Source organism: bacterium (assembly GCA_013360195.1).
Taxonomy (GTDB): domain Bacteria; phylum Electryoneota; class RPQS01; order RPQS01; family RPQS01; genus JABWCQ01.
Window position 1 is genome coordinate 1 of the sequence record JABWCQ010000006.1, and the last position, 13,027, is coordinate 13,027.

A 13,027-nucleotide genomic window follows, 5' to 3' on the forward strand; every position below is an offset into this window, starting at 1 on the left:
AAGTCACTCCAAAGGGTATTGAAAACTTAGAGTTTTGAGGCCGTTGGAAGGCGTGCATACGGGAAACCGTATCGGGGGTTCGAATCCCCCTCTCTCCGCAGATGACTTAGCCCTTGACATTATGATGTCAGGGGCTTTGTTTTTTGATGTTTGAGCAATGTAACGTGAGATGTTACAAGCGTTAGAGATGGCAGTTAGACGCTGCCAAACAACAATGATTCTCTGAATCTTCCACGTAAGTATAAAAGAAAAGAGCCCCAATGTTGGGGCTCTTGTGACTTTGTGAAAACACCATGTCGTAACGCGTTACGACATTTCGTTACGACAGCGCAACATTTGGGGTCAAAATGGGAGCTTATCCATGGCTTCCCGTTTACGTCCGGTGGGTATGTGGGCATACACTGTTTCGGTGGTTCGGACAGATGTGTGCCCCAAAATCCTCGATACAGTGAACATGTCAATCCCAGCCTTCAGGAAGTATACAGTGGCCGTGTGACGAAGGGAGTGAACGGTAATCTTCCGGCCAAAGTCGCACAGGTTCACGTACTTCTTGAAGATCACGGTAATCGAGTTTGCCGTCCACTTGGGAAACAGCCGACCGGACTTCTTGGGTCCCTGCTCCTGAAGAAGTTCAAACAACTTTTCACCGATCTCCAGAACACGGTTGCGCTTGGTCTTCGTGTTACTCGCCCGCAAGATGATTGTCCGCATCTCGAGGTCGATGTCACGCCAATCGATAAGGGCAACTTCGGTTCTGCGGCATCCGGTCAATAGAAAGAAGCGAATCAGCCGTCGAAACTCTTCATTCGTTATCACAGACAACAACTGCGCAACTTCCTCTTCGTTCAGGTAAACTGCATAGTCCGGTTCCGGAATTCTGACCGGTTTCACACCACGGAAAGGATTCTTCACCAGCCACTCGAGCTTAACTGCATACTCGAATCCGGCCTTTACGGCTCTGTGGTACATGTTTGTGGTCGTTCCGTTCAACCGTTGCAACAGCCATGTCTTGTACCCTTCTGCAATCTGGTAGTTGACGTTCTCAAGCGGAATGTCGTCGGCATACTCGCGGAACTTCCAGAACCCTTGTTGGATGATCTCGCACGTGTTCTCAGTCTTATTCGCTCGGCTGAAGGCCATGTACTCGCGTTCAAGGTCGGGAATCCGAAGTTTGGAAAACTCATGCAATTTCGCCTTGTGCTCGCGGGCTTCACGACGACGCTTCTCGCCCTTAACATCAATTGGTTTATCCGGCGTTTGACCGGGCTCAACATCAAGCAGCTTTGCGCAGAACTCATGGTAGAGCCGTTGGGCAGTGTGCCGATCCGTGCTGCCAAGCGAGTACGTTTTCGACTTGCCGTCAAGCCTGTACTCGATGACCCAGATGTAGTTGCCCGATTTGAGCTTCTTTTGTCGTAAGCTTGCCATGGTTGTTATGCGCCTCGTCGGTTATGTCTGCGTGATGTCACGCGAGATGTTGTGAGGAGCTGGTTTCGTTGCTTTGTGTGTCCTCGGACGGTGTGATCTACTACTGTCTCTTATGCCCTAAAGTAATTTGCGGATGCCCAACAGGGCGGTGTCGACTTGCCGCCCCGCTGGATGTACTAGGAGATTATGGGCAAAGCAGCGGGTATTCTAGAAAATATGAGCCGCCCGCTTTGATGAAACGTTCATACTCAACATCGGGGTCGCGACCGGCAAGAATAGCGCGTGCTTTGATCATCACCATGCTGCGGAAGTCGAGCAGGCCGTCTGTCCAAATACATGCGCCATCGGCATAGGCGCGATCGACGAGCTGCTCGATGTTTGATGCCACTTTTGGTGCCGCAGGGAACGGCTCGTGCATCGAGGGATCAAATTCGTTCGTTTCGACCACGTACCAGTCATAAATTGTCATGCATAGATAAGCGCGGCATTCCGGATCAAGTAGGTTACCAACGAGCATCGGGTTCAGAAAACTGACCTGGACGTAGGCTCCGTTGATAAGCCACTGCTGCTGTAGATCTGACATTGACCACAAGTCCGCTGTGGGCTCTTCACGGTAGTCGAGCGTATCAAACATGGCAGAGTCGATATCGAATTTCCCAGCATTCAGTGTCGAATCGTGCGCGACGCGAACGAGGTCATAGTGCACGCCTTTGTAGGCGCACCGCTCAGATCCATCACACTCATCGGATGGAATCAGGATGGTCAAGTTCATGACCAACTGCTTTGGAAGTTCTGAATCGTACATTGCGCTGCAATCAGATGGATCAAGATTAAAGGGTCTGATCAGCCCATAGTTAGTTGCCGTCACGGCAACCTCCTTCCCATTTTGTTAGTGTTCCGGGCAATACCCGGAGTCGAAAGTAGATCGATGGTCGGAAATCAGACTCCGACCATTACAAGAATCGTTAACCAGTTCAGCAGGACGGGGACGTCTCCCGCCCTGCCGATTCTGGCGACCCTGCTGTCTGGTGCCTACGATCGATAGCGCCAAACGCAGGGATTTTTCATCAGGCAATTGCCTGGTTGTCGGGCACAAAGTGCCAGTGGTAGTTAAGCGGAAGGGCCGGGTATCATACGCCCGTGTGAAATACATCGTGTCAAGCCCTTGCCGCAGATTGTCGAATCCTTATCGCAATTCAGGATTCTCCTGGTGCGAATTAGGCGTGCGGGCCACAAGCAACCGCACCCTATCTCCTCATATAGAAGTGTCCTTTGACTCTTCTACGACCGGCTCTTCGGCGCCGGAATTTGATCACGATTAGGATTGGTCTAGTCCTCGGGCACTTCGCTCAAGAACTTCTCCAATTCCGCTTCGTCGCTGACCATGTTTTGCATCAGGCGCTCGAGCTGCTCCTCGAGCTCCGTAAGCTTGCGCTTCGCCTGATACTTGTCCCAGTTGTTCTCCGCCTTGGAGAGCACGGTCTTGGCAATCTTGACCGCCTTTTCCTTGGCTTCAATCAACTTCGGACCACGCTTAATCCGCGCGCGAAGAAGGCCGATCGAGCGACCCGTTTCGCCCTTGGTCGCGTTACGGTTGTCGGGCTGGCTCGACTTGCGGTCAATCTCAGCTTCGACAGCGCGTTGGAACTTGTCGAGATCGACGTACTCCAACCCATGGACAGTGAAAAGAGCCGATGTCTTCTTGTAAGCAGCGCGACCCTTATCGAGGTCGGTGATTCCATGAATTTCACAGGCTTTGGCCAAAGGGACTTTGGTTGGGTTTTCCACTTTTGTTTCGTTAAGTGCTTGTTTGTGACCGAATTCCGCGGCCACACCGGACCTACCAAGTCCACGCGGTGATAAGCTCCGCCTGCCCAATTGATTCAAGTTGACCACTCCGCAGTCCCATGGTGCTCTAACGTGGTCCGCATGAACAAATTGAATGTGCTCGAAGATAGGTCTGTCATTTATTCACGGCAGTTAATTCGGTGAGATTAAGTGATTAAGTTCGACGAGACCACAAAAGAAAAGCCCCCAGAAGTTCTGGGGGCTGTCGCCTTACCTATTAATATGGAACTATTTAGATGCGAGTCTTGCCTTGAGGAATACGGCCTCCCGTTTGTTTATCCTCGAAGATTCGAGTGGAGAGGAGAGGTCTTGAAAAACGAGGCCGTACGTATGCAAATAACGCGATAGGGTTGATCGATTCGATTCCGATGGCAAAACACTCTCGTCGAAAGGCTTATCCTTCGTCCTGAATCCGCAAAGCCACGCGACATGGTCGATGTTGCGAAGTTCAATACTGAGGCCTAGAACAACAAGTCGGCCAAGCATATGTCGCTCGTGGCCATTAATCTCCTTGTTAGGGATGACTAACTTGAGATCCCGGATAACTGACGCAAGAGTCTTTTTGTCAGGAATGACCTTCTTGCGGTCAATAAAATCCTGAGATGTCGGATTGGCGGGCACAAGGAGATCGGCGATAAGCGAATTGGCGACATTCCGGTTGTTTATTACAATTTCATCCCATAAGTTCTGCCACTTAAGAATGAACGGCACATGCTCTGCAAAGAACTTCAGTTCAGACTCTTGCCTATTTCTCGATAGTATTGCCTCATACGCCTCCATCTTCAAAATCTCAGGAACATCAACTGCAGGTTTGACCAATGTTTCCGCAACAACAGGTTCTTCGGTCTCCTCCCTCAGGAGTTTAGTTTCGATTGACTGAGGCTTGATTGACTCCGTCGTACGAATGAACCCATATCTTTCATAGTGCTCTTGGGCGAATTCGTTACGTGCCACAGCCTTCAGCTTCTTAGCAGAATCATGATACAATTGGTGCAATCTACTTCGTCCCAAGTAGTCTAGCATCTTCTCCCGCTGATTGCCACAATGTGTAGTCAGCAATCTTACGGCATCGTGCGTTGAACCAAGAAGAAGTTCCTTCCCAGTATTGTCAAGAAGGCAATACGCAATGCCAATCGGCGAGTCCCAATCTTGCCATGTCGTTTCACAGCGTACAACCAGCGACTGCAATTGCTCCATATTGAAATCGGGTAATGCTGCCAAACAACCTCTTAGCACGTTCGCTGCTTTCACGAATTCAGTTCGCACAAGATCATGACGATCCGATTGAAGGTTGGCAACATAAAAAGGCAAAAACAAATGCACCAAAGCGATTTGATGACTTACGCTGTCGCGAAACGGTAATTCGCTCACGAACTTGCGAAGCTCTGGCAATAATGCATTAGGCTCCCAACCCGTCATGTTGAGTGGGAATAGAAACCTCGATTCACTTCTGTTTGTTGCGTTTGCTTCGGCCATTGATTTGAGTGCAACTACATCTCGCGCCAAAGTCGCGTTAAAAGCAGCGTCGAAATACTTGTCCGATGACACCCGCAAATTACCGCTCTGCTTGTCAAGAATCAGATTGTCGAGTGTTTGGAACGCCTGACCTACTCTTACGTATTCCGTGACCATTTCAGAATGTACAGTCTCAATTCTTGAAACGTCTATCCAATCATACGTTGATGGAATTTCATGTGATTCGACATTTGGGAAGTCCTCTATCGCCTTAACCAACGTTGCGATCGCTGACGGAAGTTCGTTCGCAATACGATTATCTATCTCGCTCTCGATCCTCGCGCTCTCCTTCAGCACTTTTACAATACCCTCCCTTTTTGACTCGTCAATTACTGCTATAGGGATTGCTACCATCTTTTGAAACAATTCAATGCACTCGAACACCTGTGACTCATCTTGAGCGGCAGCAGCAACTACTAACTTCTTATCAAGGTACTTCAACACATTCTCATATTGATTCAAGACTGAGTCAAAATGAATTCGAAAGTCATCTACGACCATTGCATATGAAAAGTGCTCGCCGCTCGATTTAATCGCTACAAAAAGCCAGTATGCATAGTAACGAATGAAGTTTGTCAAAGGTATACGTCCGAGTCGCAGGTCATCAAGCACACTAGCGCGAGTGTCTTTGAAATACGTGCTTTCAAACAGCTTGATTTGTTGCCGACACGTTCCCAGGTCGTCATCAAGAATGTCCGAAGTTTGTAACGCTTGCCGGTATCGTTTCCCAACTATACCTGAAACATGATGCCACTCACCTGAAGGACAGTAAAAGAGCATTGGCTTCTTCAGCTCTGGATCATCTACAATCGGAAACTCGGTCAGGAAATCAATGTCGATGATTTGGTCAGCTGATAAGCCTTTATCCGCAGTCAGGAGTTGGCGCAGTGCTTCTGAAATACGCATTGGAAGTATGCTGGAATTGATCTATGATAGTTGCCTAATATACTGGGACGCAGACACTAAGTCAAGAGATTCTCTGGCATAAGATTCTGTTGGTATCAACAACGGGTATTGTGCCCGATCCAGTTCAAATCAAGGAGAATCTCATGCGCGTGAAAGTATTGTGCTTAGGTCGTTCGGCCAAGGAAATCAATGTCAGTGAAGGTACGACCGTCGAACAAGCCATCGCGGAAGCCGGGTTCCCGAAAGATTCAAGTTACACCCGGCACCTGAACGGCAGCCCGTGCTTCGATACGGACATCGTGGTGGACGGTGCCGTTCTGACGCTGGTCCCACAGGTCAAAGGGGGCATCTAGGAGGGTGCTTCAGACTACCTGTCCTACGTAGTCTCAGGCATACGAGAGGGCTGTGATCCAGGTGGTCATGGCCCTCTCTTTCCTCCGGAGGAACGCTTATGATTGAACAACAGATTCGAACACTGTGTGACTTCTACGCCCAGAAGTGGCACACCCCGATTACGCTGATAGTGAAAGAAGCCGATATAACGGTTTGGCATGAAGTCGGGATTGCTGTCTACGTGAACGCAGACAAGGATACGCATTTCTGCAGGGATATGTTCGGCGATCCGCTTGTGATGGAGTCCGTGCTGGTTGGCAAGGTGTCACCTACGTGGTTAGTTCTGTACGGTGCTCCACTTTTGGATGTCACTTCGAACATCCTCGACGCACGTCTACCACGAATGTGCCGTGCATTTCGAAACGGTCAACGGCAAGCATTGATCGAAACAACGGTGTCAGTTGCTGCCGAACGGAAGCAAGAGCTTGCACGATCATTACGCGATGACAAATATGAACTCGAACGACTGTGTATGCAGGTGATGACATTGTCTCGCAAGATCGAAGGCGACAACGAGATTCTGAAGCTGTTCAGCAGAGCACCAGAGTTGATCAAAGCCAAAGCAACACGGACGTTCGTTGAGATGATGAAACTGGTGCCGAGTTATTACGAGTCTATCAAGGTCGAAGATTCTTCGGTCATCGCGACGACGTATCCAGTTGTGTTGGAACATGACGGTGGGAGATATGATTTCGAACCATATGTCGTAGAAGTGAAACTTGACACCGGCAAAGTGTTGATCAGCGGTGGTACTGAAATGAACGGTTACATTCATCCACACGTTACGGATGATCCGAATAACATCTGTTGGGGAAACATAGGCCACCTTGTGCCACGCCTTGCAGGTGAACTTGATCTTCATGGATTACTTCAACTGGTTCACAACTTCCTGCATAGCTACAACAGCAGCGATCCTTTTCAGAAAATCGAGAAGTGGGACCCGAATTGGGTGGATGAATCCGACGACGACGAACCCTATTGCAGCTGGTGTGACGACTACGGGCATGACATCAGTGACTGTGAGTCATGTTGGTGGTGTGAGCATTGCCAGCAATATGATGACCATGACGAGGACGATTGTCCAAACCGCCCAAAAGAAGGCGAAGAAGAGGAGGAAGCCAATGCAGAACTTGCAGAGGACGCCGCGACAGCCGGTTGATGCTGGAATCAAAGTGCAGGTCGATGCCAATGCTCTGCAGAAGCTCTGGCTATGGACGGATTTTGCCAAGGGAGAGGTCAGCTGCCTTGGGATTGTCGATGAAGTCGCCGATGCAAACACAGGTCGCACAACGGCATTGATCGTCACCGACTTTCACCTTGTCAAGCAGGAGTGTACGTCAGATGAAACTGACATGGATATCGCGGATGTCGCCCGGCTCATCACGGAACTTGAAGCGAAGGGAATCAACTCGTGCAAGCTCCGTTGCTGGGCACACTCGCATGGCAGCATGTCAGTGTTCTGGTCGGGGCAGGATGAGACGTGCATTGCAGGACTTGCCAACGGGGAATGGATGCTATCGTTGGTCGTGAACAAGCGGAGGGATTCGATCATGCGACTGGACCAATACCACCCCGCGCACCTGTACCTTGCTGATGTTCACTGGGATGTCGTCTATCCACTTGTAGACGGTCTGGCCGAGACCTGTCTGTCCGAGTTCAAAGCCAAGGTCAAGGAGTCCCAGTATCGAAGTGTTCTGAAGAACTCACGAGAGAAGTCGGTCCTCGGTGACTTGAAGTCTGCCAACGAGAGAGGAACTCTCACGGATGAAGACCTGATGGAAGAGATGGACTGGCTTGGATTGCACAGGGATGATCTTGATGAACTTGAACCATTCTAGGAGACAACATGAACGACATGCGATTTCTACGACAACAAGATGTTGTCGATGCCGAGAAGTTAGCGAACTTGCAAGTTGCACTGATCGGTCTCGGCAGCATTGGGAGCGTCTCCGGTTTGTATCTCGCCAAGATGGGAGTGGTCAGTTTGACCACTTTCGATGCCGATGTTGTGGATATTCACAATGTCAGCAATCAGGCCTATGGGATGTCTGATGTTGGATTGTTGAAGGCTGATGCTTTCTCTATTCTCGTTGAGAATCAGACCGGAGTGCTGCCGAACACCATTGGTTTGCAATACGATGGACGGATGCTGTCTGGAATCGTAATCTCGGCTGTTGATTCAATGAAGTCACGCGAAGTGATTTGGAAGTCAGTTCGTGATCAATCGAGTGTGCGCCTTTATCTCGACGCGCGTATGGGTTTGGAGACGCTGGTTGTCTATGCCGTTCGGCCAACGGTTCGCGAGGACAGAATCGCCTACTCACAAACACTTTGTAACGATTCCGATGCTCTTCAAGAACCATGCACGGAACGGACGATCTGTTATACGCCTTTGCTGGCTGGGAGTGTACTCTGCTCGTTGGTGAAGCGGTTTGTGTGCGATGAGATGATACCTGCGAGGATCGTGCTTGATCTTGCGACGATGACACTACTGGCAGCACAGTAGCCTAAGATAGGGGGTAACCCTATCTTTTTAGCTTGGTGTGGACAAGATCATCCAATGATGCCTCCTCTAATCAAAAGTAGTCCTTTTTTGTCCAATTAGGTAATAGAGTCACATTCGCTGTCATAGGCGCTAGTAATACAAGATTTTAACCAGGCTGGGGGTGTAGAAGTTCTTGCGCGGTTGTCATGCAATGAAAACTGTCAGGGGGGGGGGCAAGAGCTCTTGACAAAGAGAAAACAGTTCCCGTAATTGTAGGCAAGTTCTCGGGATACTGGCTGGACAACTAAGCTCGGAGGCCGGACTCATGACGCGAATTCCATCTGCATTCAATCTTCTGAAGCGGGTGGGGTTCGCGATTTTGTTGTTGTTTGCGGTTCTGACAATTCTACTCTCCTCTTTCGCCTATAACTCAACGGCACTGGCAAGAAGCTGCCGTGAACGAAGCACTTGTGTGATTACTCAAGTAATGGGTGGAGGGACATACGAGAGCAATGGATATTGTTGGACCATGAAAGCAAGCGGTGTCTGTGAAAACGATTGTTCTTTTAAAGGTGGGGTTTGCCTTAGTCACGGTTGCTCCAATGACAATCAAAGTTGTGGAGCCACGTGGGATGAACCCGGAAACGGATGTACGCAACAAGACTCAAACTTCTTTTATCCTCATTACCATAGAGAGTACTGCCGAGGCGAATGGTATTCTTGTCGATGTGACAGAGCTGCTCGGTACTGTATTACACACTGCAATTGCCAGACCTCAGTTGTATGCACGCCCTACATAGTTCCCGATAATTGCCGACGTTACGAATGCATCAATTTCCGGTTTCTGCCCGTGATTCCATGTTCGGATTGCAAGAATTCTATATCCTTTTGCGGAACACCATTGATCTAGCCCCCGAAAACTGTACCACTTTGAAAGTTAGAGAAGAGTGGTATATTTAGGGTGAAGGAGGCGGTTATGGCTAGAGCTAAGTATCGTCCGGAGCAGATCATACCGATGCTTCGGGAAGCGGAGGTTGAGATTGGGAAGGGTATGACGGTTCGGGAAGTTTGCCGGAAGCTGGGGGTTCAGGAGAACACGTACTATCATTGGCGGCGGGAGTACGGGGGGCTGAAGATGGATCAAGCGAAGCGGCTGAAGGAGTTGGAAGTTGAGAACAGCCGGTTGAAGCGTGTGATCGCGGACTTGACGTTGGACAAGCAGATTTTGAGTGAGGCGGTGCGGGGAAAATCTTAAGCCCAGCGGATCGTCGTAGAACGGTCCTGGCGGTTCGCTGTTCGCTGGGCGAAGCGAGAGTGTCGGAGCGTCGAGTGTGTCAGGTGTTGGATCAGTGCCGCAGCAGTCAACGTTATGTTCCGGCGCGGCGCTCTGACGAGAACGAGTTGACATCGTTGGTGATTGCGCTGGCGTGTCAATACGGCACGTACGGCTATCGCATCATCACAGGGTTGATCCGCTTGACCGGTTGGCGTGTTAATCACAAACGGATCGAGCGCATTTGGCGCCAGGCGGGGCTGAAAGTCCCGCGCAAGCAGCCAAAGCGCAGACGCTTGTGGCTGAATGACGGCTCGTGCATCCGCTTGCGGCCGGAGTATCCAAACCATGTGTGGAGTTACGACTTCGTGACGTGGCAGACGGCGAACGGCAGAGCGTTTAGAGTGTTGGCTGTGCTGGATGAGTACACGCGGGAGTGTTTGGCGTTACTCGTGAGTCGCAAGATCACAGCGGACGATGTGCTGGCGCAGTTGGAAGAGCTGTTTTTGTTCCGGGGCACACCGGATCACATCCGCAGTGACAACGGGCCCGAGTTTACGGCGCAGATGGTACGGGGCTGGCTGGCGAGGTTGGAAGTGGAGACGCTGTTCATCACACCGGGCAGTCCGTGGGAGAACGGCTATGTGGAGAGCTTCAACTGCCGACTGAAGGACTTCTTGAAAGGCGAGATCTTCGACACGCTCAAGCAGGCGCAGGTCCTGATCGAACAGTGGCGGGTGCATTACAACACGGTTAGACCGCACAGCTCCCTGGGCTACAAGCCGCCTGCCCCGGAAACGAAAAAACAATTACTTCCGTCTCCGCTACGCTACGACGGAAGTAACCGAGTGTAATCCTACAACTGGTACAGAAAATGGGGGCAGACCACCATTGCCTGACGAAGATTACTTACCCAGCTACGGAGACACCCTCTGTTTCAAGTTCAAAACCGGAAATCCCAGAGATACCATGAATGTGGTACTTCGTGTCTCGACATTTGAAGGCATAGCAATGAATGCCCCTGTGCCGGAAGGAGTTGAGCAGACTGCGGACGCAGTGCCCATCGGCTGGGCGATAAAACAACAATGGTTCCAAGATGACCGAAAGTGTTACTGGCTTCAGAAGATCCTGCGAGGGCCGGCAACTCCCGGTGAGGCCAGTGCATACTTGAAGATCGCCGTTTTGGATTATGCGGCTGAAATCAATTTCACACTGATTTGCGGTTCTGATACGACGAGCGGCGAAATGATCATGAACGTTGAGATTCCAGATAGCTTGACTTACAGACGGAGTACCGCCGACCTAGACAATGATGGCTATACCAAATGGGAAGAATATCGAGGATTTGTAAATGGTATATATTCTTCACCACTTCATGAAAGACTTGATAATACTAAAGCTGAACTTTATTTTCACACAGATAATGGCTATTTAGATGCTGACTTAGAAGCAATATTGGAAAGCGATTCATTTCTTGCAGCAGATCTTATCGAATTTGGCCCCGTAAATGAAAATTATACATATCTTATCCACAATAATTATGGCTACGACATCGATCGTTGGTTTATAGACTTTAAGAGTAGGAAATGGGACGATACAATCTTGGTAGAGAATCCACTATGTACACCACCCGGTTTAGAGGATTTTCCATTAACATGGGAATCGACCCCAGACGTTGTTCCAATTGCTGATCAAGCATTGGTCATAATAGACCTTAGTCCTTATGGCGGCACCACAGATCTAGGTGCAACGGCACAATTTCAATTTATAGACGACGGTCCAATTGATTATTGCACGAATCCCTATCATTTTGCTTTATATCAAGGACCCGGCGGTTGCGGAGGAATTGATATTTGGGTAAATGAGTGTGAGACTTTTGCAACTCAGATTTTTAGTGATACAGGAATGTACCACGCACCACCGAGTTTACTTAATGAATTCAAAGTATGGCAAGTGTGGCGTACAATTGCACATGAATTTGGGCATATGTCAGGAATAAATCATCATTGCTTGGAAACAGATGGTCCCTTTAGATGCGTAATGATGTATGAGGAACCTGAACGAGATTATCCAAAAGTAGAAACTCTTTGGGATGACTCTATCGGTGCCAATGGTCATTATATCGGAAAAGGGTATATGGATGACGAATTTGGTTGCTTAAATCGGCGAAATCTAAGGCCATAATATGAAAACTAAATATATTTTCTTCATTCTTGCATTTGTGATAACAATTCCTTCGGCCTACTGCCAAAACACGCGCTTTGACATTTCTGCTCAAGTTATACCGCGCGAGCTATGTCCAACTTGTCCAAGCTCAACTATTTTGGCTGGATCACTTGTGGAAATTGCTGTAACCGTCAAACCTGATCCTCTTTCTGAATCATGGAATTATCTGCCAGCAACCACTTTCAAGCCTGATTGGCTGGACATCAGTTTCTATGAATCTGCGAATTCAAGTCAAAAGGCAGTTTCTATAAACCATGCCTATTTTGTCTCGGCATATACTCGCACCATAGATCAAATGGTGGCAGATGGCAAAGATAATCCACCGAAACCAGATCCATATAGAGTTTACAAATTTGCGTTTACCGTGCCTGAATTAGTCGATAGCATTCTTTGCGTACGAGTTACATTGCATAATCCCCCCTACGGGCCAATTGTTTTGAATGATATTTTTGACGAGCATTTTAAGTGTCTGCATGTTTTGCAACCACGGAATAGAGCAGATTCTACATATGTTTTCGAAACACATGTAGACCATTATTGGAATTCCGGCGATCTAGATAGATGCGTGACATTAGCGGATTCGCTTATTCAACATGGCTGGGTAGCTGGAGTCTTGTCTGCCAGACTTTCTGCCACTCACTTGAATCGTTTGGATGAGTTATTGCGAATCATGGATGCCGCCTATGAAACCTATGGTACAATCTATAACTACCCTAGAAGGATGACTCGTATGGACGCTACAGAGTATCAAAGCATGCGAAACGACCTTTTGCGCAAGATTGAAGAGCAGCAGAAATCTGATCATTAAGGGAGTGTTTATGAGACAGATTGCTCTAATTTCAATATGCCTTTTTTATCAAGGTAGTATCGACGAAATCATGACCTATATAGGCGGTTTTGGTACGCTCCCTTCAAGTCTTACAGATACAGTTATGTTCATTCGTTCTTCGAGG

12 protein-coding genes are annotated in these 13,027 nt (G+C 48.9%); 8 read left to right on the forward strand and 4 right to left on the reverse strand.

The window, feature by feature from the left end; genetic code table 11:
• Positions 1 to 342 precede the first annotated feature (342 nt).
• The 4 genes from HUU59_05815 to HUU59_05830 form a co-directional block, all read right to left on the reverse strand.
• Positions 343 to 1,428, reverse strand: a complete 1,086-nt coding sequence (locus tag HUU59_05815; GenBank protein ID NUO18948.1) for a tyrosine-type recombinase/integrase — start codon at positions 1,426 to 1,428, stop codon at positions 343 to 345.
• Positions 1,429 to 1,612: 184 nt separating this feature from the next.
• On the reverse strand, positions 1,613 to 2,296 hold the full coding sequence (locus HUU59_05820; protein NUO18949.1) for a hypothetical protein: 684 nt from the start codon (positions 2,294 to 2,296) through the stop codon (positions 1,613 to 1,615).
• A 461-nt stretch (positions 2,297 to 2,757) separates the two neighbouring features.
• Positions 2,758 to 3,261, reverse strand: coding sequence for a hypothetical protein (locus HUU59_05825; protein NUO18950.1), 504 nt, complete (start codon positions 3,259 to 3,261; stop codon positions 2,758 to 2,760).
• Between the two features lie 243 nt (positions 3,262 to 3,504).
• Positions 3,505 to 5,697 (reverse strand): hypothetical protein, encoded by a 2,193-nt coding sequence (locus HUU59_05830; protein NUO18951.1) that lies wholly within the window; start codon positions 5,695 to 5,697, stop codon positions 3,505 to 3,507.
• Between the two features lie 143 nt (positions 5,698 to 5,840).
• Between HUU59_05830 and HUU59_05835 the strand changes: the two genes are divergently transcribed.
• The 8 genes from HUU59_05835 to HUU59_05870 all read left to right on the forward strand — a co-directional run bounded on the left by HUU59_05835 (position 5,841) and on the right by HUU59_05870 (position 12,882).
• Entirely contained in the window at positions 5,841 to 6,050 is a 210-nt protein-coding gene (locus tag HUU59_05835; GenBank protein NUO18952.1) for a hypothetical protein, read from the forward strand.
• A 98-nt stretch (positions 6,051 to 6,148) separates the two neighbouring features.
• A complete protein-coding gene (locus HUU59_05840; protein NUO18953.1) occupies positions 6,149 to 7,249 on the forward strand; it encodes a hypothetical protein in 1,101 nt (366 codons plus the stop codon).
• Positions 7,212 to 7,928, forward strand: a complete 717-nt coding sequence (locus tag HUU59_05845; protein NUO18954.1) for a hypothetical protein — start codon at positions 7,212 to 7,214, stop codon at positions 7,926 to 7,928. Before HUU59_05840 ends, HUU59_05845 begins: the two co-directional genes overlap by 38 nt.
• An 8-nt stretch (positions 7,929 to 7,936) precedes the next feature.
• Positions 7,937 to 8,596 carry a ThiF family adenylyltransferase gene (locus tag HUU59_05850; GenBank protein NUO18955.1) on the forward strand — a complete coding sequence of 220 codons (660 nt, stop codon included), beginning with the start codon at positions 7,937 to 7,939 and terminating at the stop codon, positions 8,594 to 8,596.
• A 527-nt stretch (positions 8,597 to 9,123) separates the two neighbouring features.
• Positions 9,124 to 9,375 carry a hypothetical protein gene (locus HUU59_05855; protein NUO18956.1) on the forward strand — a complete coding sequence of 84 codons (252 nt, stop codon included), beginning with the start codon at positions 9,124 to 9,126 and terminating at the stop codon, positions 9,373 to 9,375.
• A 176-nt stretch (positions 9,376 to 9,551) separates the two neighbouring features.
• Positions 9,552 to 10,702, forward strand: a protein-coding gene (locus HUU59_05860; protein NUO18957.1) for an IS3 family transposase whose coding sequence is annotated in 2 segments (ribosomal slippage) — positions 9,552 to 9,825 and positions 9,825 to 10,702 — 1,152 coding nt in all. Because the reading frame shifts where the segments join, the coding sequence is not laid out codon by codon here.
• 115 nt (positions 10,703 to 10,817) lie between these two features.
• Positions 10,818 to 12,032 (forward strand): hypothetical protein, encoded by a 1,215-nt coding sequence (locus tag HUU59_05865; GenBank protein NUO18958.1) that lies wholly within the window; start codon positions 10,818 to 10,820, stop codon positions 12,030 to 12,032.
• 1 nt (position 12,033) lies between these two features.
• Positions 12,034 to 12,882, forward strand: coding sequence for a hypothetical protein (locus HUU59_05870; GenBank protein NUO18959.1), 849 nt, complete (start codon positions 12,034 to 12,036; stop codon positions 12,880 to 12,882).
• Positions 12,883 to 13,027 lie beyond the last annotated feature (145 nt).